This window comes from Pseudoalteromonas sp. Hal040, assembly GCF_037162425.1.
GTDB classification, from domain to species: Bacteria; Pseudomonadota; Gammaproteobacteria; order Enterobacterales; family Alteromonadaceae; genus Pseudoalteromonas; species Pseudoalteromonas gelatinilytica.
The window spans coordinates 186,304-212,458 of sequence record NZ_JARLUU010000001.1 but is presented as its reverse complement, the minus strand read 5'-3'; the positions used below and the strand labels follow the sequence as shown (position 1 = coordinate 212,458).

20 protein-coding genes, 1 tRNA gene and 1 pseudogene are annotated in these 26,155 nt (G+C 38.2%); 1 reads left to right on the top strand and 21 read right to left on the bottom strand.

Annotated elements, in window-relative coordinates; all coding sequences use genetic code 11:
• Window positions 1-11: 11 nt before the first annotated feature.
• From P4S60_RS00965 to P4S60_RS00890, 16 genes and pseudogenes are all read right to left on the bottom strand, one after another.
• A complete protein-coding gene (locus P4S60_RS00965; RefSeq protein WP_337114711.1) occupies window positions 12-1,148 on the bottom strand; it encodes an EpsG family protein in 1,137 nt (378 codons plus the stop codon).
• Between the two features lie 43 nt (window positions 1,149-1,191).
• Complete coding sequence (locus P4S60_RS00960) at window positions 1,192-2,262, bottom strand: glycosyltransferase family 4 protein (RefSeq protein WP_337114710.1); 1,071 nt, start codon at window positions 2,260-2,262, stop codon at window positions 1,192-1,194.
• 137 nt (window positions 2,263-2,399) lie between these two features.
• The gene (locus P4S60_RS00955) at window positions 2,400-3,668 is read right to left on the bottom strand and encodes a glycosyltransferase (RefSeq protein WP_337114709.1); all 1,269 of its coding nucleotides are present in this window, start codon (window positions 3,666-3,668) and stop codon (window positions 2,400-2,402) included.
• A gap of 72 nt (window positions 3,669-3,740) precedes the next feature.
• A complete protein-coding gene (locus tag P4S60_RS00950; protein ID WP_337114708.1) occupies window positions 3,741-4,856 on the bottom strand; it encodes a hypothetical protein in 1,116 nt (371 codons plus the stop codon).
• A gap of 14 nt (window positions 4,857-4,870) precedes the next feature.
• A complete protein-coding gene (rffA, locus tag P4S60_RS00945; RefSeq protein WP_337114707.1) occupies window positions 4,871-6,004 on the bottom strand; it encodes a dTDP-4-amino-4,6-dideoxygalactose transaminase in 1,134 nt (377 codons plus the stop codon).
• A gap of 2 nt (window positions 6,005-6,006) precedes the next feature.
• A complete protein-coding gene (locus P4S60_RS00940) occupies window positions 6,007-6,705 on the bottom strand; it encodes a GNAT family N-acetyltransferase (RefSeq protein ID WP_337114706.1) in 699 nt (232 codons plus the stop codon).
• A 2-nt stretch (window positions 6,706-6,707) separates the two neighbouring features.
• Entirely contained in the window at window positions 6,708-7,580 is an 873-nt protein-coding gene (rfbA, locus tag P4S60_RS00935) for a glucose-1-phosphate thymidylyltransferase RfbA (RefSeq protein WP_337114705.1), read from the bottom strand.
• Window position 7,581: 1 nt separating this feature from the next.
• Window positions 7,582-8,699: pseudogene (rfbB, locus tag P4S60_RS00930) on the bottom strand (dTDP-glucose 4,6-dehydratase).
• On the bottom strand, window positions 8,696-9,961 hold the full coding sequence (gene wecC, locus P4S60_RS00925) for a UDP-N-acetyl-D-mannosamine dehydrogenase (protein WP_337114704.1): 1,266 nt from the start codon (window positions 9,959-9,961) through the stop codon (window positions 8,696-8,698). Before wecC ends, rfbB begins: the two are co-directional and overlap by 4 nt.
• Before the next feature lie 138 nt (window positions 9,962-10,099).
• Window positions 10,100-11,227, bottom strand: a complete 1,128-nt coding sequence (gene wecB / locus P4S60_RS00920; RefSeq protein ID WP_442793151.1) for a non-hydrolyzing UDP-N-acetylglucosamine 2-epimerase — start codon at window positions 11,225-11,227, stop codon at window positions 10,100-10,102.
• Window positions 11,228-11,268: 41 nt separating this feature from the next.
• Window positions 11,269-11,493: a GNVR domain-containing protein gene (locus P4S60_RS00915; protein WP_337114703.1), complete on the bottom strand. Its 225-nt coding sequence runs from the start codon at window positions 11,491-11,493 to the stop codon at window positions 11,269-11,271.
• Between the two features lie 59 nt (window positions 11,494-11,552).
• The gene (locus P4S60_RS00910) at window positions 11,553-11,951 is read right to left on the bottom strand and encodes a hypothetical protein (RefSeq protein ID WP_337114701.1); all 399 of its coding nucleotides are present in this window, start codon (window positions 11,949-11,951) and stop codon (window positions 11,553-11,555) included.
• A gap of 35 nt (window positions 11,952-11,986) precedes the next feature.
• Window positions 11,987-12,211 (bottom strand): Wzz/FepE/Etk N-terminal domain-containing protein, encoded by a 225-nt coding sequence (locus tag P4S60_RS00905; protein ID WP_337114699.1) that lies wholly within the window; start codon window positions 12,209-12,211, stop codon window positions 11,987-11,989.
• A gap of 23 nt (window positions 12,212-12,234) precedes the next feature.
• Window positions 12,235-14,904 (bottom strand): SLBB domain-containing protein, encoded by a 2,670-nt coding sequence (locus P4S60_RS00900; RefSeq protein WP_337116807.1) that lies wholly within the window; start codon window positions 14,902-14,904, stop codon window positions 12,235-12,237.
• A 126-nt stretch (window positions 14,905-15,030) separates the two neighbouring features.
• Window positions 15,031-15,810, bottom strand: coding sequence for a DUF481 domain-containing protein (locus P4S60_RS00895; protein WP_337114697.1), 780 nt, complete (start codon window positions 15,808-15,810; stop codon window positions 15,031-15,033).
• Window positions 15,811-15,846: 36 nt separating this feature from the next.
• Window positions 15,847-16,665: a mechanosensitive ion channel family protein gene (locus P4S60_RS00890; protein ID WP_337114695.1), complete on the bottom strand. Its 819-nt coding sequence runs from the start codon at window positions 16,663-16,665 to the stop codon at window positions 15,847-15,849.
• Window positions 16,666-16,944: 279 nt separating this feature from the next.
• On the opposite strand from P4S60_RS00890, the gene P4S60_RS00885 reads away from it, so the two are divergent.
• Window positions 16,945-17,020, top strand: a tRNA-His gene (locus P4S60_RS00885).
• Between the two features lie 487 nt (window positions 17,021-17,507).
• Here P4S60_RS00885 and nagP read toward each other — a convergent pair.
• The 5 genes from nagP to hscA form a co-directional block, all read right to left on the bottom strand.
• A complete protein-coding gene (gene nagP / locus P4S60_RS00880) occupies window positions 17,508-18,791 on the bottom strand; it encodes an N-acetylglucosamine MFS transporter NagP (protein WP_337114693.1) in 1,284 nt (427 codons plus the stop codon).
• Window positions 18,792-19,210: 419 nt separating this feature from the next.
• Entirely contained in the window at window positions 19,211-21,859 is a 2,649-nt protein-coding gene (locus P4S60_RS00875; RefSeq protein ID WP_337114691.1) for a family 20 glycosylhydrolase, read from the bottom strand.
• Between the two features lie 273 nt (window positions 21,860-22,132).
• Window positions 22,133-23,560 carry an NAD-dependent succinate-semialdehyde dehydrogenase gene (locus tag P4S60_RS00870; protein ID WP_337114689.1) on the bottom strand — a complete coding sequence of 476 codons (1,428 nt, stop codon included), beginning with the start codon at window positions 23,558-23,560 and terminating at the stop codon, window positions 22,133-22,135.
• A 363-nt stretch (window positions 23,561-23,923) separates the two neighbouring features.
• On the bottom strand, window positions 23,924-24,262 hold the full coding sequence (fdx, locus tag P4S60_RS00865) for an ISC system 2Fe-2S type ferredoxin (RefSeq protein WP_063701770.1): 339 nt from the start codon (window positions 24,260-24,262) through the stop codon (window positions 23,924-23,926).
• A gap of 11 nt (window positions 24,263-24,273) precedes the next feature.
• A complete protein-coding gene (hscA, locus tag P4S60_RS00860; protein ID WP_337114687.1) occupies window positions 24,274-26,136 on the bottom strand; it encodes a Fe-S protein assembly chaperone HscA in 1,863 nt (620 codons plus the stop codon).
• Between the last annotated feature and the right edge of the window lie 19 nt (window positions 26,137-26,155).

Sequence of the window (26,155 nt, the reverse complement as noted above, 5' to 3'; positions counted from 1 at the left end):
TATCATAAACCCTAATACAACATTTTTAACCACCCACTATATTCCCTAACATTACTTTTACTTAGCATTGAATTTAAAATTAGATAGTGGTAGGCATAACAAACTAACAGAGCAACCATTAAAGAAATTAACCTTAAAGGTAAGTCTCTAATCATAGCTATGAAGTTGATGATGATAACAGAAAATACAAAATCGTTAAAAACATAAATTCTATTTGCTAAAATTGGAAAGCTCATAAACAAAAAGCATATAGAAGAAGAAACGAGATAAATATCTAATAATCTATCTTGAACTCTAACAACCCAACTTTCACACTTTTTATCATCCATGATATTTGATTCATGTATTTTAAAGAAAATGTAGCACAGTATAAAACTCAAAAAATATCGAAGTTGCACATGAAGCGCAATTCCCTCTTCAGCATTTTCCAGATAACCTTTCACTTTGACTAAAAAATACCCCCCATTACCTAAAGGAACAAAGTTCAATAGCAACTCAGGAACATTTATAAAATTAGAAGAGAAAAACAACAGCAACCCACTAAAAAATATGAAACTTTTAAGTTTATATTTCGATACAAAGAATGAAATTAGAAATAAAAAGACAAACATTAACGAAGCTATATGAAATAAAGCAGCAAAGACAATAAAAATAAATGTCGCTTTTTTATTTTCCAATACAAAAAAACATGCAGAAAAGTATAAAAAACAAAGTGCAAAAGCCCAGCGCACTTGAATAAACTCAGAGTTATAATAAACAAAACTAAAGTAGACAAATGCACTAACAAGTGGGTATAGGGCAATTCTATTTAATACAACAAACTTAAGCATCAGACTAAAAAAAGCTAATACAAATAGAAAAAAGTAACCCTCTGCCTCAAAAATTTTGAAAACTGAATTTAAAAATATATAGCCGACCTCTGCTGGCACCTCAGAAAAGTTAGAATTAGACTGAAATAACGAAGGTGTTATATCATAAAGCCACATATACGAAAGGTAATCATTAGCACTGTAATACCTTAAGCCTGTGAAATAAAATAAGATAAAAAAAGCACTAAAAAGTGAAACAGCACTTAGTGCTCTATTATTAAAAATTGATAATGAGGCAAAAAGAAAGAAAAGAGACCAAAACAAAAGATAAACTAACATAGACTCAGCCTCAGAACAGTTGAGTAAATAGAATGCAATGAGTTCACTCTAAAAACAACTTCCAACTTTCAGCCACTTCTTCAATTGACTGTTTTTTAGCATGGAAATGAGCATTTTCACTCATTGTCTTGTAAAGTTCAGGGGTTTTAAAAAGGCATTCTATTGAACGAGAAAAACCTTCTGAATCACCATCATCTATAAGATATCCATTAAAATTGTGTTCAATTAACTCTCGGGGACCTGTAGGGCAATCAAAAGCAATAACAGGTAACCCATATGCATTTGCCTCACCAATCACCATGGGTAACCCCTCATAAATAGAAGTCATTAATAGAACATCATGATTTCTGTAAACTTTATCCATATCTTTTTGATTACCTAAAAAAGTCACTTTATTATTTAGGTCTAGCTCATCACAAAGAGATACTAATTCTTCTTTTTCTTCACCGTCACCAACAATTGTTAAATTAAATGAATCATCTAGGGTAGAGACTATTCTTAAAAGCCTAGAAAAGCTTTTCTGCTTAGTTAAACGCCCTACTGCCAGAAGTTTTTTTGTTGGTTCTTTTTCCATATAAGTTGGTAATGGTAGACCAAGTGGATTTTTCATGACATGTAGCTTGTCTGCATTAAACCCTTTATTGAGATAAGTTTCTTTATCTCTTTCTGTTAACAAAAATAAAAAGTCAGCTCTTTTGAATAAAATATTTCTAGCGAACTTTTTAAATTTAGACTTAACAGCGTAGTAATTGTTATGCTCACAAATAATTACTTTTTTGCTACTAATTAGCAAATTAAGCATAAAGCGAATGGAAATATCTGTAGCAGATAAAATTACCACATCATAATTGCCAGACTTAAGCATTGATTCAATTTTAAAAAAACGTGTGAACTGCTCGCTAAGCTTATTGATTAAGCCAGAAACATTATAATTAAACCCTAATGATTTTCGCTCTACCTTCCTATCTAAATCATAAAAATCACTATCTTTTGACACACCAGTAGCCAATGTAATTTCGTAGCCTGAATTAGACCAATGTGAACATAGCCGAGCTGCAACTCTCTCAGCGCCACCAGACTGTAAACTACCAATTACAAATAAAACACTCTTCATAATGTTACTTCATATATAATTTTAATAAATCAATTTAGAATTTACGCTTAAAAATTCCAAAAAACATTTTTAAACATCATCAAGCGCATGAAATAAAATTCAAATTAAATCAATAGAACTTGTCAAAAAAACCAAAACTAATAACTCTTTGATATATTTCGTTTCTTAATTAACTTATCGAATAATATTGTGCGCATTAATTCCAGCTGTAACTTTAAAAACCGTTTAAAGCTATATCCATGGTAGATATCTGCATCCGAATTTATATCATCAAAAACATTCATAAATCTTTCAATAGAAAAGTCATAACTTCTTTCGTACTCTTTTTTTCTGAGAGCATTAAATTCATCTTGAGGCATATCTATTAAATCCAATATGTAAGATTTAAAAGTCTGTTTAGGGTATTCCAACCCTAGCTCATGGTAATTTTGCTGACACGTATTACTTAAATAACCATAAGTATCAGAATTAACATTAGACTCTATACCAATTAAACATACACAAGAATGACCTGCAGCAAGCACTAATGAAGTTCCACTTCCTACAAATACATCAGCTCTATCTATATGGGCATCTAAATCAGAGTAATTAACATGTTTAATGAATTGAACATACCCCTCTAGTTTGTTTTCTTTTACATAAGCTGTGAGACTATTGTAATCGGGACCATCACCAACTATTTTATAATTAACAAAAACACCATCTTTAACTAAATCGTTTACCAATTCTAAAACATGCAAATTATAAGTTTTAAATGAAACTAAACGACCGACAGAGAGAATATTCAGCGGTTCATTTTTCACTTTATATTTAACCTCCCCCCTTGGAACGCCGAGTGAAACCTCCATTATATCCGGATCACTTTCCTGAAGAGCAAATCTAATATTTTCCGCAGTTCTTTTACTAGTAGCAATTAATGACCTTTCATTTAAACAATTAATAGTATTTAACACTTCTTTATAAAAAGGCGGATCATTAGGCAAGCTCTTGCATTCATTTGCATGGTAAAAGCCTAAAGTAAGCTTGACTGGTTCAATAACACCACGTAAAAGCAAAGAGGATATAATATAAAACGTATATAAGTTTGTAGTGTGACATGCATCAATCTCGGACATAAGAAGTGCAACTTTATCTTTATCATATACACAAAATGGAATAAACAGGCTACTAACTCTAACTAGAGATCGATTTACTTTTGTAGGGTAAAATAGCTCATCAATAAAGAATACATCTGCATTATTTTTTAGTTCAGAAAGTAATTCTTTGTCATATTCACGTGAAAGCAATAACACTTTCCCTCTAGAACCTATGCTATTTTTGTATTTGCACATTTCTAAAATTTGAGTTTGAATACCCCCAACCTTAAAGTCAGAGTAAACAAACAAGACGCTAATTTTTTCTTGCATAAAAAACTCTATAAAAAAGCATAAAATTACAAATCAACTTTATTAACATAATTAACGGGAAGACCCAAACAACTAATTCACTGTCCAAATAAGCAGTAAAAAAACAAAACAAACAAGATATAGAAGCTCAAGAATAATAATAGTTGACTTTTTTGCCTTAGCAACAAGAGAGAAACCTATCGAATATACCAGAGAACCTAAAATCATATTAACAATCAATGGATTAAAAAAGGCTACTGCTGGCAATTGTTCTTTACTGAAAAGGACCAATATTATTTCTTCAGAAAAGACAAACAACAACAATGAAATAAACAAAAAAGACACCAAACTTAATATACAAGTTTTCAAAACGATAGAAGCCACTAATTTCAAATCACTTATACTGGATATCTTCCTATAGTAGTAACTTGAATAATATGTAAGTGATAAACCTAACAACAACTCAAAAAGCCTTTGAGCCGTATAAAAATAGCCTACAGTTTCTAAATCGTATGCCTCAGAAATAACAAACCTAGCAATTGCAGAGTAAATGTAAAATGCTGATGTGGACACAACACCATACAACAAATAACCAAAAACCTTGTTTAAATAAAACAAATCTTTAAAATGTATTAATAGGCTTTTAAAGTCTATTTTTTTGATATATTCAGAAAACATAAAAAGACCTAAAAAACCAGGCCTAAATAAGATAAAAGCAAATGTAAGATAAAACTTTTCAAAATATATAGTTAAAATCAAGAAAGCACTACACAAAACAGAGTTACCTACATTAAGTAAAACAAAGTCTTTCCGAACACCTCCATTAATGACTACCGCCTGCTTAAAGATAAATATTTGATAAAAAAATGGCAATGCAAACAACAAATAAGGAGTCATATACTTTTCAATATCAAGTAAAAAATACTCTGCAACAAAGCCAATTTCATTTAGAATAAAAAGCAATATTGATATTAAAAGAGCAAAAAAGAAAAAAACTTGTAACGTTACCCTTTCTCTAATATCAGCTGAGAGAATACAGTTTTGTAGGCCAGAGGTACTAAATGCACTGATTAAAGAAGATAACAAAACTGCTTGACCATAAACTGCATATTCACTAACAGATAATGACGAAGCAGCCACTTTGTTGGTAGCCAACGTTAATAATAATATAAGAAGTTGTGCGGTTATTGTTGTTACTGCATAGGACATTAAGTATTCCTAACTTAGCTATCAAAAAAGGAATTGATATTTTGGCAAATTTTTCTCACCTGTTTTATTTCTAAAGAAAAGTAAATAGGCAATCTTAATAATCGTTCACTTTCAGAGGTAGTGTAAGTATCATCCCCTCGCATAAGCCCGAATTCTATACCCGCTTTTGAAGAATGCAGTGGTATATAATGAAAAACAGTTTGAATACCTTTCTCTTTGAGGTACGACATTAGCTCTTGCCTTTCTGCTAAGTTTTTGCATTTAATATAAAACATATGAGCATTATGGCTGCAGTCATCAGGGATATATGGCAACGCAATGAACTTTTTATCAAATAATGGTTTTAAACCTTGGAAGTACTCTTTCCAAAGAGCTAAACGGTGGTCATTAATTGCTTTTGAAGACTCAAGCTGCCCCCATAAGTATGCTGACTGCAACTCACTAGGTAAAAAGCTGGAACCAATATCTTGCCAAGTATATTTATCAACTATTCCATGTAAGAACTGGCTACGATTTGTGCCTTTTTCACGGATAATTTCTGCTCTTTCAACTAATTTGGGGTCATTAATTAAGATTGCCCCGCCCTCGCCGCCTGAAGAATAATTTTTCGTCTCATGAAAGCTATAGCAACCAATATGCCCAACAGCACCTAAGGCTTTTCCTTTATATGTAGACATTACCCCTTGCGCTGCATCTTCGATTACCCAAAGAGCATATTTTTCTGCGACAGCTAATATCTTATCCATCTCGCAGGCAACTCCTGCATAATGAACAGGTACTATCGCACGAGTTTTAGGAGTTATTGCAGCTTCAATTAATGATTCATTTATATTCATGGTATCAGGGCGTACATCAATAAATATTATTTTTGCTCCACGTAGAACAAATGCATTAGCTGTTGAGACAAAGGTATATGATGGCATAATAACCTCATCACCTTCTTTTATATCTATTAATATTGCTGCTAATTCCAATGCAGCTGTACATGATGGAGTAAGTAATGCTTTCGTTGTTTTAAAATGCTCTTCAAGCCATGATTCACATTTTTTAGAAAAGTAACCGTCACCACAAAGCTTATCTGAATGGATTGCTTGCTCGATATAACCTAACTCATTACCTGTTTTTGGGGGAATATTAAAAGGGATCATTTTTAAACCTGTCTATAAAACCAATAGGAGATATCAGCAATATCAAATCCAGCTTTACTATATAAATTTGAAGCTAAAATGTTGCTTGTTTGTGTAGCTACTGTGATTTTTTTCGCTTTTCTTGTAATACTATAACTCTGTACAAGTTCAAGTAATTTTTTACCGATACCTTGGCCTTGAAAAGCTGCTGCAACACCAATAAGCCCTATAATTGCCTCACTATCGCAGATACGAACAGTTACAAAACCTGAAATAGTATCTTCAGCTTTTAAAACCAAACAGCAGTCATCAAATTTAGCTAATACGGCATTTTCTATCCATGTTTGATAGAAATTATCTCTTTCTAATGAAGTGAACCAAGGTTCTCGAAAACGACTGTTAGTATATAAATTACTAACTATCAGTTTAAGTTCACTTATAGAGCTTTTTGTCGCTAAATAACCATCAAAGTCTTTTAATGAATCCGAACAACTACTTTCATGTAATTTTTTCTGAAAAACGAGTTCACCTTCTACAAAACTAAAGCCATAATTATTTAAACGGTTTATAACTTGATAGTTATTAGAGTCGACTTTAACAGTTACGAGTGAGCTCACTGGCCAACTTTCAACCTTAGGCCACGGTTGAACTTGATCAATTGTTAAAATTGTTCGATTAAAAAAGCTACTATCCCACAATTTTTTTGTGAATAATTTATACATTATTATGGTACTAAACCCATTAAATACTTCCCATAGCTATTTTTTAACATAGGTGTTGCAAGCTTTTTAAGTTGCTCTTCTGTTAACCAGCCATTATTGAAACCAATCTCTTCTAAGCAAGCTATTTTATAGCCTTGTCGCTTTTCAATTGTTTCAACAAATTGAGCTGCTTCTAGTAAACTTTCATGAGTCCCCGTATCTAACCAAGCAAAACCACGCCCAAGTATTTCTACATTAAGTTTGTCTTGTTTTAAATACATTTCATTAAGGCATGTAATTTCTAATTCACCGCGTTGCGAGGGTTCAACTTGCTTAGCCATTTTCACCACGGAATTATCGTAAAAATAAAGTCCTGTTACAGCGAGGTTTGACTTTGGCTTATTAGGCTTTTCCTCTATTGAAATTGCTTTTTTATTTTCATTAAATTCAACTACCCCAAATCGCTCAGGGTCTTTAACCTGGTAGCCGAATACAGTTGCACCTTGACCTTCTTTAGCATTTTGTACCGCATGCTTTAATTTAGGGGTAAAACCTTGACCGTAAAAAATATTATCACCAAGTACTAGGCATACATCATCGTTTCCAATGAATTTTTCACCTAATATAAAAGCTTGTGCTAGCCCATCAGGGCTAGGTTGTACAGTGTAACTAAGTTCAATACCAAACTGAGAGCCATCTCCTAATAACCGTTTAAAAGAATCTCTATCTTCAGGAGTAGTAATAATTAAGACTTCACGTATACCTGCCAACATTAGAACTGAAAGCGGATAATAGATCATGGGCTTATCATAAATAGGTAATAATTGCTTAGATACCCCCATAGTTATAGGGTATAAGCGGGTTCCTGAACCTCCAGCTAAAATTATTCCTTTCATATTAGTTACTCCCTTCTAACTCACCTAGACGTTCACGCTGATAAGAACCACTCTGGACATTTTCACACCATTCCTGGTTATCTAAATACCATTGAACTGTTTTACGTAGCCCTGTTTCAAAGGTTTCAACGGGATACCAATTTAGTTCTTTAGACATTTTTGAAGCATCGATAGCATATCGTCTATCATGACCTGGTCGATCAGTTACATATGTAATCAAAGAAGAGTAACTTTCTAATAGTTTTCCATCGTTAGACTTGATATTTCTCGCTTCACTTGGCGCCATCTCATCTAAAATGCTACAAATTGTTTTCACAACTTCGATATTTTGCTTTTCATTATGACCACCTATATTGTAGGTTTCTCCAGTTTCTCCTTCTGTGACCACTTTATATAAAGCACGAGCATGATCTTCTACAAATAACCAATCTCTAATTTGATCGCCTTTACCATATACAGGTAACTCTTTGCCCTCTAAAGCATTTAAAATAACGAGCGGTATTAACTTCTCAGGAAAATGATATGGGCCATAATTATTTGAACAATTAGTAATTAGAGTGGGCAAACCATATGTACGCATCCAAGCCCTTACTAAGTGATCACTTGATGCCTTACTGGCAGAATATGGGCTGCTTGGTGCATATGGCGTATCTTCAGTGAATAGTGGCAACTTTTCATCATTAACTTCACTTGGGTGAGGTAAGTCACCATAAACTTCATCTGTTGAAATATGATGGAATCTAAAGGATGATTTCTTATTTGCATCTAACTGACTCCAATATTGTCTGGACACTTCAAGTAAATTATATGTACCGACTATATTTGTTTGAATGAATTCAGCTGGTCCTGTAATTGATCGGTCAACATGACTTTCTGCAGCTAAGTGCATCACAACATCTGGTTTGTGACTAAAAAAATGCGTTCTAGCTCTTTATAATTACAAATATCGACGTGTTCAAATGCGTATCTTTTATCAGAAGCTATGCAATCCAATGACTCTAAGTTACCGGCATATGTAAGCTTATCCACATTGACTACTGAGTGAGGAGTGCTTCTAATAATATAACGCACTAAAGCAGAACCGATAAAACCAGCTCCTCCTGTGACTAGAATCTTCATTTCCAAATACCTTTCGTATCTATAAGATATGGACTATCAATTTTACTTTCTTTAAAGATTTTATGATCCACAAGTAGTAAATGAACATCAGCCTCATTACTTGCAACTTCAAACGACTTTAAATGTAAATTATCGATATTATTTGGTAATGCATCAATATTTGGCTCCACAGCAACTACTTTTCCCGCATGAAAATCCGCAACACTAAGAGATATATTTAAAGCAGGGCTTTCTCTTAAATCGTCGATATCAGGTTTAAATGCTAAGCCATAACAGGCTACAACAACATCTTTCGCTGTTTTGGTAGGATTCGCTTGTAAGAAGTCAGAAATCGATAATTTTACTTTATCGATGACCCAATGAGGTTTTGCATCGTTTACTTTACGTGCTGTATGAATAATTTTTGCTTCTTCAGGTGTATTACTTACTATAAACCATGGATCTACAGCAATGCAGTGCCCTCCGACTCCGGGACCTGGCTGAAGAATATTAATCCTTGGGTGCCTATTAGCTAAAGAAATTAGTTCCCAAACATCTATATCCAATTTGTCACAAATTATCGAAAGCTCATTTGCAAAAGCAATTTGTACATCACGACATGAATTTTCAGTTAATTTAGCCATTTCAGCCGTACGAGCATTTGTAATTACGCACTCACCTTGTACAAATGTTCTATATAACTCAACTGCTCGCGCAGAACATTTAGCTGTCATTCCGCCTATTACACGGTCATTCTCTACTAACTCTCTAACAACATGCCCTGGTAATACCCTTTCAGGACAATGTGCTACGTTAATGTCTGAATCTTCACCTGAATTTTGAGGAAAAGTTAAATCGGTTCTTAACTCAGCTAACCATTCAGACATTTTTTCTGTAGCACCAACTGGTGACGTCGATTCGAGTATCACTAAATCACCTTTTTTAAGTACTGGTGCAATCGACTCACTCGCTTTTTTGATATATGTTAAATCTGGTTCTGGAATTTCTGACTCGCTGTTTTTAAATGGAGTTGGAACCGCAATTAAGAAGGCATCAGCGGGTTCAGCTTCTAAAGTTGCTCGTAAATACCCTTCAGTTACAGCGGCATGAACTATCATATCTAAATCTGGTTCAACTATATGAATTTGCCCTTGATTAATAATATCTACTGCATGTTGATTTACATCAACTCCAATTACTTTCTTTTTACGTGATGCAAACATTGCAGCAGTTGGAAGGCCTATATAACCTAAACCTATAACTGAGATTGTATTAAATGACATGGTTATCCTTGTGTGTAGTGCTAGTTGCTAGATCTACAAATTCTATTTTTAAACTTTTTGAATCAAGCCATAGATTAGGCTTTTAAGCTATAAAGCTGGTTTTATGATGCTCAAATACGATCAAACCGTAATTAACAGTTAATTCTTCGCAAGAAAGTCGCAAATTCTTTGGCAAGCTTTACCATCACCATACGGGTTATGGGCACGACTCATAATCCTGTAAGCGCTCTCACTTGTTAATAGATCATTAAGTGACGTTGTAATTTTATCGACACTAGTACCAACTAGCTTTACTGTCCCGGCCTCAACAGCTTCTGGGCGCTCTGTTGTATCACGCATTACCAATACAGGCTTCCCAAGGCTTGGAGCTTCCTCCTGAATACCTCCTGAATCAGTTAAAATAACGTGTGCACGATTCATCAAATATACAAAAGGTAAATATTGCTGCGGCTCTATAAGATATACATTATCAAGATCGCTTAAAAAGCGTTTCACTGGCTCTTGCACATTTGGGTTTAAATGAACTGGATATAAAATCTGACAATCTGGATATGACTTAGCCGTTTTAGCTAACGCTTCACAAATTCGCTCAAATCCTCCACCAAAGCTTTCGCGGCGATGTCCGGTGACTAAAATAAGTTTTTTATTGTCATCAAGCATTGGGAACTGAGCTGCAAGAGTATTATTTAGGTCTCTTTGGTTTTCGATTTGTTCTTTTACCATTAGCAACGCATCAATAACTGTATTACCTGTTACGCTTATATTCTCTTTTGCATAGTTTTCTTTTAACAGGTTTTGTTTTGAGGTTTCTGTAGGTGCAAAGTGATATTTAGTTAATGCCCCCGTTAATTTACGGTTTGCTTCTTCTGGCCACGGTGAATAAATGTTCCCCGTACGTAAACCAGCTTCAACATGTCCGACTGAAATTTGCTCGTAATATGCAGCAAGGCTTGCTGCAAAAGTAGTCGCAGTATCTCCATGTACAAGAACTACATCTGGCTTAAACTCTTTTAGGACTGGAGTTAATTCTAATAAAATTCGACTTGTAACTTCAGGAAGTGTTTGTCCTGATTTCATTATATTTAAATCATAGTCCGGTTTAATACTAAAAATATCAAGTACTTGATCTAGCATTTCACGATGTTGTGCAGTAACACATACCTTTGCATCAAAACGTTCATCACAAGCTAATAAACGAACTAAAGGAGCCATTTTTATAGCTTCTGGACGAGTACCAAACACTGTCAATACTTTCTTTTTCGGCAAAATCATTTCCTAAATTCAAAAATCATAAAGATAAAAATAAATCAGTTAGAACTACGCCTAATGAAAAACTCCGCTAAAATATAAATAAGCCCAATAGTTAACCCTATAAATGCACCTAAGATACATATAAGAGCTCTTTTTGGCTTTGCTTTTATTTCCGGAATAACAGGCGCATCAATAACCTTAAATACATACTCATCTCTAACATTAGCGAACATGATTGTTTTTGCCTGCTCCTCAATAAGCTTGTATAAAATTGACTTCATATCAGCAACATTAGTCTTTTCGATCTGTTCAATTAAGAAATGAGTGCTTTTATTTGCTTCTAATACATCCCTTTTTTCATTTCTATATTTATATCTTCAATCAGCAAAGTTAACCACTCACAGGCAACTGTAGGTGATACATGCATGATTGATAACGTCAACATACCTGTATCTTTATCGACGCTTAGTAACATATTGTCACTAAAATAATCGTATGCCTCTAAATATGATGGCGTTGCTTTCAAGGGTAATGATACTTCTCGAACCCATTTTTTTGATGATGGATTATAGATGCTTTCGTCATAAACTACAGAGTTACTCTCTCTGTCCCATGACTTTGCAGCCATTAGTTCAGGTAGTATTTGATGCCTATCCAAAAACTGTTTAAAGAACTGCCTTGATTGTAAGATTTCTATTGCTAATTGAACTTTATTACTTGTTTGTCCACCAACATTCACTCCAGCTAAGCTAGCTAGTCCTCCAAGTTGACCAGCTAAAGATGCAAGCCCCCTCCTTGCTCATTTTCAGCTGGAGCAAGTAACGCTTCTGATTTATAAATATCAGGTTGAGATAAGGCGAAGGTCACTGACAGTAAAGAGCTAATCACCAATATAATTAGTAATTTATACTTACCAAGCCAAATAATATTAACTATCTCGGGCAAGGTTACTTCGTTTTCAGTGAAGTGATTTTTTAAAGTTTCTGTCTGCGTTTCCATGATTTCCTGTAACACTTATAGAGTTAAATACTACTAATCGCAGCAACAGCTACACCTAACTGATAAACGATCTGTGTTGCTGTACTCCACAGAGTTAGGTTATCCATATAATCAGCATTCATTGGTACAACAATGGTATCACCTGCTTCAAGCGTATTTGTGTCATTAACTGCAAACCAGCTACCTGTACTTGGTATTTTCACTGAGCCATTAGCTTTGATGATATAGATACGTTCATCAGCTGCGCGCTCTTTTAGACCACCACTGAGGTCAATATAATCGTCAACTGTAATGCCTTGCTTGAATAAATGTGAGGTTGCGTAGTTAACCTCACCGATCACACTGATAGAGTCACGTTTACTTGGCACATAAAGCGCATCACCATTTTGTAAAACTAAGTTTTGCTTATCTTCAACGATAAGTGGCAAATCAATAACCAATCGCCCCACAGCTTCAACGTTAGCCAGGTCATTCAATAGCTTATTCATTTCATCATAGGAAAGGCTGTTACTACTCACAGAATTTTCAAAGCTCTTTGATGCAATATCACGACGTAAATCTTCTGAAAGCTTTGCTAATTGCTGTTGCTCTTGTTTGCGAATTGCTTCGCGAGTGAAAATAGCTGCATTTGGCGCGGCAAACTCAGAGAAACCACCTGCACGCTCAAGTAAATTGCTTAATGTTTCACCACGGCGAATTGTGTAAATCCCCGGGAATTTAACTTCACCTTTAAGCTCTACTTTTACGTTTTCTTGCCAGTTAGGAATTGAGAAAATATTAATACTGTCTTTACTACGTAATGCGATATTTTCACCATTACTACCTAACATGGCAGCTTGTAGATTAAATTTGATATGTTTAACTTTTGATGCATTGCCATCCATTACACGGGTTATTTCTGCTTGTTCTGTATAAGCAGACTCCAGTAAACCACCGGCCGCGGCTATTAAATCGTTTACTTCGCTATTGACTGTAAGAGGATATACACCAGGATAAGTTACATGGCCATTTATTTCTACAAGTTGCATTGCCACAGCAACTGAAGCTTGCTGCTTTAACTTTGCAATGATTGGCTTTAATAAGTTAAAACGGCTGAAAACCGCATAGTCTTCTGCATCAAGCAACTCTTTATCTTTATTTAAATTGCGCTTGGCAATATCAGCAATTGATTTAGCGCTGTCTTCTTTTAACTTTAAATCGTCTGCTATGCCTGAAACACCAATATATTTTTCAAATTCTCTTTGCAGGTATTCGTGCCATTGCTTGACTTTATATTGCTGCTGTTGCTGCTCTTCAGTAAGGGCCATATTCGCAAGAGCACTTTCTTCCGCTTGCTTTTCTTGATAACGGCTAAATACAAAAAGCTTATCGTTAGCTTTTAACTCTAGATCATGCTCTGCGGCCTTAACAATCGCTTGTGCTATATCAAATTGAAAAACTTGAATATCACCTGCTACATTAACTTCACGAACAAGTAATCCGTAACCTAAATCAGCCTGGGGCAGCAAGTCACCACGCACCGATGTTAGAACGTCAGAGATGTGTTTGCCTTGATGCCATTGATAATGACCCGGACGTGCAACAGCGCCAATTAGACTAATACTGTTTTGATATTGAAAACTTACAGGATTAAAACGAATACGGTCGCCATCGCGAGGAATATAGTTAATTTGATTGCCACTAAAATCAACAGATAATACTTCTTTCATATTATTGTTATTGAAGCGTTCAACAATTGCTTTTTTAGCGTAAGCTTGCGGTTTTAAACCACCCGCCATTTTTAATAACTGTGCGGCTGTTTCACCTTTTTTTAGCTCAAAAATTGCAGGACGTTTGACCAAGCCTTCAACAGAGACCTGTGAACCCACTGATGGAATAAAAACTACATCACCCGGTTTTAATATAATATCGTTGCTGCTATCACCGTTAATCAGCAAATCATAAAGGTCAAAGTTTGCAACAACCTTACCCGCACGTTTAACTTGAATATTACGTAGTGAAGCAATATCAGATACCCCACCACTGACAAATAGTGCATGCGATACTGTTGTCAGTGAGGAAACAGAATAACTACCAGGCTTGTATGCTTCACCAAGCACTAGCACACGAATGCTACGCAGTTTGCCAACTGAGACAAATGCTTTAATACCAATTACTTCTTGTTCAACTTTTGCTTTAACTAACTCTTTGACTTCTGCAAATGTAAGACCGGCTACCTGCACAGGGCTTAAGTTTGGAATACTAATACGCCCTTCACGGTCAACAACAACTTCATAGCTCTCGCTTTCTTTACCGTAAAAGTTGATGTTAAGTGTATCTCCACGACCAATTAAGTAGGTATCAGGAACTGCCGCATTTTCACTTGGCATAAATGATGTTGGCTCACCAGCAAACAAGTCATAACCAAAAGGCTTTACTTCATCAACTTTCGGAGCAAAGCGTTCTTCATCTGTTAATTGTTCTTTTTCTTGTTCTGGACGAGGTTGGATTGTTGATTCTTGTTCAATTTGGTCGGTTGAAGATTTTTTACCCGTAATCGTCGATAAATCTACACCATACTGCCTTGCTAGCGCCTCTTGTTGCGCTCTGGGAAGCTTTTTAAATTGTTCGATTTGTGCGGCTGTAGGAGTAAAAGCCAATACTGATGCAGAGGTTAACAGCAAAAAAGTAATGAAGAGTCTTTTAAATAACATCACAGGTAGGGATATCCATAATTCTACAGTCAAAAAGATTGTCTATTCTACCTGAAATTTAAATAAATAAAAAAGGGACTTTCGTCCCTTTTTGTCATTAAATCGTCAACAAACAGATTTATTTAGTTAAAAACTGTAAACCAGCGTTAGTGACGTTTCTGTATCTGTGTTTTCTTTATCATCCGCAACATCTGAGTTGTGAGTGATGTTGTAAGCCACTTTCATTTGTAGTGAGCCGTTGATTTTAGCAAGGATTGCAGACTCTGAACGTGTTTTAGTATTGGTATCACCATATTCAACTGATACTAACTGAGTAAAACGTGCACTGTCTGAAATTTGCCAGTTGTAATCAACTTTACCTAACGCGATTACTTCACCTTCGCGCTCACCGGCAAGTGAGTTACCGTTGTCATCAACTTCAGTACTGTCATCTGGGTATTGGAAGTACTTATAACCAGGACCGATTTCTGCGTTTAACCACATATCAGAACGGTCGATTACACGTAGACCATAACCCGCTGAGATAACTGATTCGTTACGGTATGCACCAAAGTAATCAGATACGTGCGAGCCGTAGATGAATAAGTGTGAGTGCTTTTCGTTTAACTTATAGTTACCTTGTGCAGAGATTGAGTACTTTTCGTTAGTACGTTGAGTTTCTTTAACGCCTTGGTCGTTTTCGATCTCATCTTCTTTATAAAGACCGTCTAACTTGTACTCGTTATTCCAATTTTCTAGGTTGTGTAAAACCTTGATACCACCTTTAAGCGTGGTTGTTTCAGTGTTACCGCTCGTTACGATAGCACCTAATTCACTGGTTACATCCCAAGTTTTGGTTTCATCTGCTGCGAATGCGCTAGTTGCAGCGCTTGCTGCAACTAGAATTGATAAAGCTTTTAATTTCATTAAAAAATAACCTTTACTACTTGTAAGTTAGACTTATTAGTCTTCTTTGTGCAAATGAACATCCATTTGCGGGAATGGGATAGTGATGTTGGCATCGTCTAATGCGATCTTAATGTTTTCCATTAGGTCGAAATACGTTGGCCAGTAATCAGCTGAGTTAACCCATGGGCGAACTACAAAGTTTACGCTTGAATCTGCAAGTTCAGATACAGCGACTGTGTATGCAGGGTCTTTTAATAAACGAGACTCTTTGTCTAATACAGACTTAAGAACGGCTTTTGCTTCTTTAAGGTCTGCATCGTAACCAACACCGATAACTAAATCGATACGACGAGTTGATTCACGAGAGAAGTTTGTAATTGGGCTGCCCATTATTGATGAGTTAGGCATGATGATTACTTTGTTATCTGGTGTACGTAATTCAGTAGAGAAGATTTCGATTTTCTTAACTGTACCCGCTTTACCACCTGCTTCTACATAATCGCCTGATTTAAAAGGACGAAGTAAGATGATTAAAACACCTGATGCAAAGTTAGATAGTGAACCTTGTAGTGCTAAACCTACTGCTAAACCAGCCGCACCTAAAATAGCAATGAATGAGGTTGTCTCAATACCTAATTGAGATAGTGCCATTAAAATTGTTGCAGCAAATACAATTGTATAGACAATGCTAGCAACAAATGAACCTACAGCTTTATCGACTTTCTTTTTATCAAATGCTTTTTCAGTCATCCCTTCGCAGAACTTCGCGATGCGACTACCGATGAAGAAAATGATTAGCGCTAGAACCGCCTGAACGGCGTAATGTATGATTAAACCTGAATTCTCGTTGATCCAGTTCATTATTGTATCCATGTTCTCTCCTGAAGTTCATTTTTAGCATAACGCTGTACAAATTATATATGATCTTTGGTTAAAAAATCATTAAATTACGCGCAAAACTACGAAATGAGTATTTGCTCAATTACAAAAACCGCAAGTCTAATCTGCGAAACTGAACGCGAGCTGACCACGAAGGCATTTCTGAATTTTCTGAGGCAAGTAAGTTTTTTTTACTTTTTTCAATTTAGGGGTTCACAAGCTTAGTTTAATTATGTAATATGCGCGCCACACCAAACGAGGTGTATCTCAGTGGCGGCTGTAGCTCAGTTGGTAGAGCCCCGGATTGTGATTCCGGTTGTCGTGGGTTCAAGCCCCATCAGTCGCCCCACTCTTCCCCCTTAGTAAATCCCTATATTTGATTAATATTTTCTATTTTAATCTCAAGATTTAGTTTTATCTTCATCGACTGATTTCAATTCTAAAAGCTGTCAGCTTTGGCTGTTCGGGTTTGTTTGTGGTTCAATATTTCTTTTGCACAAAGAGAAGTGAATGAGGAAACCACAATATTACTTTCTCTTAAGCGAAGCGTCTCATAATCTCTTTGTGATCATTTGTTCTTCTCTGTGCAGAGCGCGCGCCTCTGTGTACTCTGTGGTTCAATAATTTTTTGCACAAATAGAAGTGAATGAGGAAACCACAATATTACTATCTCTTAAGCGAAGCGCCTAATAACCTCTTAGTGATCATTTGACCTTAAATTTCAAACAAAAAAATGCCACCTTTCGGTGGCATTACACACGGGATTATTTCTATTTACTAGAAATGCTTTTCAAAGTTTAAGGCGATGTGCTTCACACCTAACCTCAAACTCATAATTACTTCCAACTTTTCATCTTGTGGCCTTTAACAGCATAGAAAAGTATGAATAAATAACAAGGCAACATTACAATATAAGCCATTTGTTGTGCTTCAGCGCTTTTCACGCCGCCACTTGCTAGGCCCCAAAATAATGGACCGAATGCGCCACCGGCTATGCCCATAATAAGTAGACCAGAGCCTACACTAGTTAGCTTGCCTAAACCAGATAATGCGAGCGGCCAAACTGCAGGCCAAACAATCGCATTAGCAAAGCCTAGCACAGCAATGAGCAATAAGGTATCAGGCAGTACCGATTTTAGGCCAAATAATGTTGATATAAATACAGTTTCATTGCTACCAGTGACTATCGCTAGGGTTAACACACAGCCCAATACCGCTGAAATAGTTAACGCGGTTTGTTGTGACAACACCCGTGGGATAAGTAACACCCCTAAAAAGTAACCTAGCACCATACAACCCATGGTGTATGACGTCATAACACTATATTTTTCAACACCTAACGACAACGCAAAGCTACCAATCGTATCGCCTGCAATGACTTCAACGGCCACATAAACAAAAAGGGCCACGATCCCTAGCGCAAGACTCGGATGGCTCAGCGCTTCTTTTACTTGCCCCGGCTTTTGTTCATCTACATCATCAATTAACTCAGGCAATGGCATTTTGGTAACTGCAAAGCCGAGTATACCAATAAAAATTGCCATCCCTAAATACGGTAATATTAAGCCATTGGCCATGGCATCAATGTCTGTTTGGCTAAGCTCTTTACCTACAAAGCCTTTAAAATCGCTGAGTATCAGTGCGGTAAACACGATTGGTGCTACAACACCGGCCGTTTTATTTAATATACCCATAATACTGACACGAGCCGCGGCTGATTCTTCAGGGCCGATTCTGACTACGTATGGGTTAACCGCTGTTTGCAATAATGTTTGCCCAGCCCCCATAACAAGCTGCGCGAATAAAAACAGTGCAAACACTTGTGTTTTTGCAGCAGGAATAAATAGTAAACCTGCCACCATCATGGTCGCCATACCCAGTGCCATACCGTTTTTATAACCTACCTTTCTGATGATCATCGCTGAAGGTAGAGCCGTAAAAGTCACTGCGATATAAAACGAGAAAATAATCAGCGATGCCTGAAAAGGTGAAAGCTGCAAAATTTGCTGTAAAAATGGCATCAGTGAGCCATTTAACCATGTAGCAAAACCCAGTATAAAAAACAGCGTGGCAACAATCGCCATAGGCACAACACTGCTTTGTTTATTCATTTCAGACATAACATTTCCCATAACAGCACAGCTCGACTCTACAGCGCTGCTCATTCAGATGATTATATAAAAGAGATATTAAATATTTATAACACTATCGCAACAAAAATGACAGCGCTGACATATTTTTTAGATACCGTAGGCGTGAAATTTATTTCGCGCGGAGATTTCAAATTAGCCGTCAGCTTTCAGCTGTCAGTTTTGAGACGAACGGTGTTGAATGTAAAACGCGCCAAGCAAGCGTGACGCCTACGATGTAGGAGGTGAGAGATGCGAGGTTCGAGGTATTGTAGGCGAGAAATTTATTTCACACGAAGTTTTGGGATTAGCTGTCAGTTTTGAGCCGAAAAGTGTTGAATGCAAAACGCGCCAAGCAAGCGTGACGCCTACGCTTTGTTGTAGGCGTCACATTTATTTATCGCAAAATATTACTCACCCACAACGGTCACGCGGCTGGTTTGCTGTGCGTTTAAGCGGGTGCGTAGCGCAACTTTTGCATTGTTATCAACCTTCACTGGCTCAGCGTAAGTTTGCCAGCTTTGCCCGTTGTCTAGGCTGTACTCAATGCTCAAATAAGCAAATGCACTGTTGGCATATAACTTACTATTTTCAATCACACCGCCCGGTACCGGTAAATGCAAATTGATGCCATCTTTGGCTAACTTATCAAGCTCTTTCAAACCGACTGCACTTGAGAACTCAGCCCAGTCTTTTGCTTGTTTTTTACTATCGACACTTTCGCCTTCCCAATCAGCTTTATGCCATGCGCGCTCTGCAACAGACAAAATACGCGGGAAGATCATTGCTAATACTTGCTCTTCAGTACGGATTGTTTCTGACCATACCTGACCTTGCATACCCAAAATATTCTCAGGCTTTTCAAGTTTAGGTAACGGGCGACCCACCAACGCTTCTAAATTAACGATTGGCTCACGGGTGCGGGTGTAATCAGCATTGGCATACACGTCATCTGGCATGTAATTAAAGGCTTTTTTAGTATCTGTGTAACGAGTTGCCCAGTAATAACCACGCTCTTCAGGGCTTGCTTCGTATGGGTGGTCAAAGTACAAATGCGTACCGTGTGATAACACCACTTGGTAACCAGCATTTGCTAGGCGGTATGCTCTATCGGCAACACCCCACTCCCAAATGTTATCCCAAGTATTTACGGTAAAGGTTTTATTAGGGAACTCATCACGTTTAAACGAGTTTTCACGGTCGTACATGATACCGTCTTCCCAAATACCCGGAGAAATACCACGTTTTTCAAGTAAGGTCGCAACACGTTGTGTGAAGTAAGGTTTTAAATCAGCAGGGCCGGATACACCGTTATTTGGATCGGCAAATAACGCCTGACAGATTGGCGAACCTATCCACGAACCAGCACCGACTTCATCACCACCAATATGCAGGTTCTTTAACTGAACACCTGCTTCGCGGTACATCTGCTGAAGCTCATAGGTCACTTTATCTAAAAATGCGTAGGTTGAGTCCATACACACATTCATTGAGTTATCTTTGTAGTTTTGTACCGTCATGTACACAGAGGTATCTTTTGGATCAGTAAGCAAATATTGCGTTGCCGGTCCCATATCTATGTGTTGAATTTCTTTGTTTGCAGAGCGCGTTTTAATGTTGTTTTTAGCGGCTTTCTCAGCTTCTTCTAACATGTTGTGATAACGTGCTTCCATCGCTTTGATTGAGGCACGCGCATGGCCTGGGCCTTCAATTTCTGGGATGATTTGAATGTGACGGTTTTTCGCAAACTTTAACAGCTCAACAAACTCATCACGTTTCAAATAACCATTACCTGAGCCTGATTTAAATGGCCCTGTGCCAAGCTGAGTCAATAAACACTCGCGCTCTTCTAAATCAAAGCAGCGATAGCCGCCAACGTCAGTGAGTTCCGGTAGGCCTGGGATCTCAAGTCGCCAACCTTCATCTTCTGAAAAGTGCCAGTGTAGCTTATTCATTTTATAGCGAGCCATTTGCTCAACCAGCTTGAACATTGCCTCTTTGCCATGGTAATTACGACCATTATCGTAGTGCATGCCACGCCAACCATAGCGCGGTGAATCTTCAAGTTCTAGCTGAGGTAAGCTGGCACTGCCTTGGCTGTTGGCAGGAATGAGGTTCAATAAGCTTTGCATCGCATAAAACACACCGGCGTTATCGCTACCTACGATAGTGATCACTTCATCATCAATTTCTAGAGTGTAGCTTTCAGCTTTTGCATTATTGAGTTTAGGGTCGACTTTTAAGCGTATTACTTTGTCTTTGCCGACATTGATGTGATCTGGCTGTGCTTTAAGGCTAATGCCATAGTCATCTTGTAAGTCTTGCATAAACACCATAACTTCGTGTTTAAGCTGGCCTTGATAACTGATTTGCCAATTATTGTTTAACGTTGCGCTACCACGATTAAAATCGACTTTACGAGGCTTAGGAATAATACGCTTTAAAGCATCGTCTTTACTAACCGACACCTTGTCAGCGCTATTACGTTCATAGCGGACTTTTGCAGTTGCTAAAACAGATAAATCTTTTGGCTCATTGTAACGACGTAACTGATTTTCGCGGGTAAATGGCGTAACAAACTGTTTAAAGTCTTCAGTGTCAGTATTAGCAAATACAGCGGGTTTATTCTTGCCCGAAACAAAAAATGCCCGTGGCATAAAGTCACTGTAAGCAACAATCCACACTTGCGCATCGAACGGCAGCTCTAAGCTTTCACCTGCTGCTAAACCATTAAATTCACTCGTTGGTACGATGCGGTGAAGGTCACCATTCACATGCTCAATGTTTAACCCCGCAACATACTCAGTTGAGATTTTACGAACTGAGTGAATGTAAAGCTGCCAGTCGCTCTCGCCTGCAGGTAACGCCACATCAGAGCCATTATTGAGGGTGATTTTTCCTAAAAAGCCCGCATCTTTATTACGAAAGTTATCTTCAACCGAAAATAGCAGTTCGGTATCTTTCGCAAACTGATCAACTTGCGATTGGGTTAATGCTGCACTTGCCATTAAAGGGGCAGTCGCAAGCATTACCGCGAATACAGACTTTTTAAAATCCATTACTTTCTCCTCGTTTAAGCCCTGAGTGTACGGTATTTCTGCGTACTATTTTTCATTTTTGTTCATAATTCGTTCCTATCATATAAAAACTAAAATGACAGCGCTATCATTTTATGAAAAATAAAGGCGAGGAGTTAGCTATCAGCTATCAGCTATCAGCTATCAGCTATCAGCTATCAGCTATCAGCTATCAGCTATCAGTCTGACGGCTGACGGCTGACGGCTGACGGCTGACGGCTGACGGCTGACGGCTGACGGCTGACGGCTGACGGCTCAAACCTTAACACACAGATACTTCTCTTCTAGGTACTCATCTAACCCTTGGTGGCCGCCTTCTCGGCCTAAGCCTGACTGTTTAACGCCGCCAAAAGGCGCTACTGGGTTTGAGATAAGGCCTTCGTTAATACCTATCATACCGTATTCGAGTGCTTCGCTTACGCGATAAACTTGCTTGATGTTTTCACTATAAAAATATGCAGCTAAACCATAAGGTACGTCGTTCGCAAGCTTAAGCACTTCTTCTTCATCATCAAAAGCGATGATGCTAACTACAGGACCAAACACTTCATCATGATAGATATCCATCTCTGGTGTCACATCAGTTAAAATTAATGGCGCTTGAAAGCTACCCTCAAGCTCGCTGTTATCACCGATTAACGACGCCCCTTTATCAACCGCATCTTGCACCAATATTTGTACTTTCTCTTTTGCTTTAGGGTAAATTAATGGGCCGATATCTACCCCGTCATCAAGTCCATTACCTACCTTTAACTCAGCCACTTTGTCTGTGAGTTTTTCGAGCACCGTTTCAAGTACTGAACACTGAACAAAAATTCGGTTAGCGGCAACACAGGTTTGTCCTGCGTTTCTAAACTTAGCCCCCATAAGGCCAGCAACCGCTTCATCTAAATCGGCATTATCAAAAATAATGAACGGGGCATTGCCGCCAAGTTCCATAGACGTTTGCTTAATTGTTGAAGCGCACTGCGATAGTAACTGCTTACCTACATCGGTTGAGCCTGTGAATGTGAACTTACGCACACGCTCAGACTCGGTCATGATCTCACCCACCATTTTAGCGTTTTCAGAGACCACTACATTAAGCGCTCCTTTTACAAACCCTGCTTTATCAGCAAGGTAGGCTAAGGCAATAGCGCATAATGGCGTATGCTCCGAAGGTTTAATCACAAAACTACAACCCGCGGCATAAGCGGGTGCCACTTTACGGGTGATCATGGCAATCGGGAAGTTCCAAGGTGTAATACCAGCCACCACACCGATTGGCTGCTTTATCGTTGTTAAACGATGTTTGCTATCGGTAGCAGGGATGGTGTCGCCATAACTACGCTTTGCTTCTTCACTAAACCATTTAATAAAGCCTGCACCGTATTCCACTTCGCCCAAGGCTTCTTTTAAAGGCTTACCCTGCTCTTTAGTCATCAATTCAGCAAGCTGTTGCTTGTGCTCAATAACCAACTCATACCAGCGACGCAACGTTTCACTACGCTCGGTTGCAGTTGTTTGCTTTAGTTTGCTAAATGCCTCGTCAGCACTTTTTATAGCCAGCTCAACCCCTGCTTCATCAATATCAGAGACATGGGTGATCGCCTCTGCAGTTGCGGGGTTATCTACACTAAAACGCTGGCTCGTAGAATAAAAGTCACCGTCGATAAACGAATCAGAAAAAACCAAATCAGACATAGAACCTCCAAAATCAGCTATCAGCTATCAGCTATCAGCTATCAGCTATCAGCTATCAGCTATCAGCTATCAGCTATCAGCTATCAGCTATCAGCTATCAGCTATCAGCTATCAGCTATCAGCTATCAGCTATCAGCTATCAGCTATCAGCTATCAGCTATCAGCTATCAGCTATCAGCTATCAAAAGCTTAAGAAAATCGGGAAATAAATGTAAAGCTACTTCAGTTCATTAACACAAATAACTGAACCACCCTCTCGTTCTGCTAAAAACTGACGGCTGAAAGCTGACAGCTCTAAAAACAAAAAACCGCTGTAGAGACCAAGCAACTACAGCGGTTTTACGAAATCAAAGCCGTTAAAAATTAATGCTCTTCATTAACGATATTGAGATTATACTTTGGAATTTCAACCACTAAATCTTCATCTTTGATCACCGCTTGGCAACCAAGGCGTGACTCAGGCTCAAGACCCCATGCTTTATCTAGCATATCGTCTTCAAGCTCATCACTCTCATCTAAAGAGTCAAAGCCTTCACGAATGATTAAGTGGCATGTTGTACACGCACATGACTTTTCGCAAGCATGTGGAATGCTAATACCATTTTTTAGTGCAACATCTAATACTGTTTCACCTGCAGGTGCTTCAATTGCTGCGCCTTCTGGGCATAATTCTGCATGGGGAAGAAAAATAATTTGTGGCATACCTTACCTCGTTAAACTTCGTCTACTGACTGCCCTTGCAGCGCTTTTTTGATTGATGCATCCATTCTACGAGCAGCAAATTCGCTACTTGCATTGTCTACAGCTTCAATCGCTGCTTTAATTTCTGTAGGTGTTGTTGCGCTTTCACGTACGGCAACAAGTTTAGCAATTTCTGCTTTTAACGCACCTAATTCTTGTTCATCAAGTAATGCACTGTCGGTTGCAAGTGATGCTTCAAGCGCTTCAACAACACGTAACGCTTCAACTTGCTGCTCTTTAAGCATCCGCGCTTGCATATCGTCTTTTGCGTTAGTCATTGATTCTTTTAGCATGTTAGCAACTTGGTCGTCCGATAAACCAAACGATGGTTTGACTTGAATTTCAGCTTGCACACCGGTTGATTTTTCCATTGCCGATACACTTAATAGGCCGTCTGCATCTACTTTAAAGGTTACGCGAATGTGCGCAGCACCTGCTGCCATTGCCGGAATACCTTTTAAGCTGAACTTAGCCAGTGAACGACAATCGTCAACTAACTCACGCTCACCTTGTAATACATGCAGTGACATTGCCGTTTGACCATCTTTGAAAGTGGTGAACTCTTGTGCACGTGCTACAGGGATCGTGGTATTACGTGGAATAATTTTCTCAACCAAGCCACCCATGGTTTCAAGACCTAGCGACAGTGGTAATACGTCTAATAGCAACATGTCTGAATCTGGCTTATTGCCAACCAATACATCTGCTTGTAGTGCGGCACCGAGTGCAACTACGCGATCTGGGTCTATAGAAGTCAGTGGCTCTTTATCAAAAAATGCAGCAACTTGAGAGCGTACAATTGGCATACGTGTCGAACCGCCAACCATAACTACTTGTAGTACTTCCTCGTTCTCGATACCCGCATCTTTTACGGCACGGCGACAAGAGCGTAGTGTTTTCTTCACCAAGCTAAGAGCAAGCTCATCAAACGTTTCGCGGGTTACTTCAACTTTGTGGCTTTGACCATCAAACTCTAAACCTACATTCACAGTTTGGTATTGGCTTAGCGCTTCTTTACACGCTTTTGCTTTATTGATGAATAAACGCAATACCGATGCAGAAAGCTCGCTCACACCCGTTTGTTCTTTGAAGTAATCGACTAATAGCGAGTCAAAATCGTCACCACCAAGGCTTGAGTCACCGCCTGTAGCAAGTACTTCGAATACACCTTGGTGTAAACGTAAAATAGAAATATCGAAGGTACCGCCACCTAAATCATATACGGCGATAATGCCTTCTTGGCCTGAATCAAGACCATACGCAACAGCCGCGACGGTTGGTTCGTTTAATAAACGTAAAACCTTAATACCTGCAAGCTCTGCTGCATCTTTGGTGCTTTGACGCTGTGCATCATCAAAATAGGCTGGCACAGTAATAACGGCACCCATGATGTCTTGACCTGCAAAGCTGTCTTCGGCGCGTTGCTTTAATGTTTTAAGAATTTCACTCGACGCAGTGACTGGGCTAATTGCTCCTGCAACTGTGCTGATTGCTAACGAACCGTCATGCTCGCAGAATTCATACGGTAATTGACCATAGCTGTTTTCGATTTCAGCCTGCGTTTTACCTAAGAAGCGTTTTACCGAGATTAATGTGTTTGCAGGGTCTTGAGTGGCAGCTGCAGCTGCTTGTTCGCCCACCACAATGCTATCTGCTTGGTATTGTACAACCGATGGTAACATCGCATTGCCTGCTAAATCAGTCAGTGTACGAGCTTCGCCGCTTTGTACCGTTGCAACTAACGAGTTAGTTGTACCAAGGTCAATACCGACTGCTAATTTGTGCTCGTGTGGTGCCGCGCTCTGCCCCGGCTCAGCAATTTGCAATAATGCCATAATGCTCTTTTAAACTCTT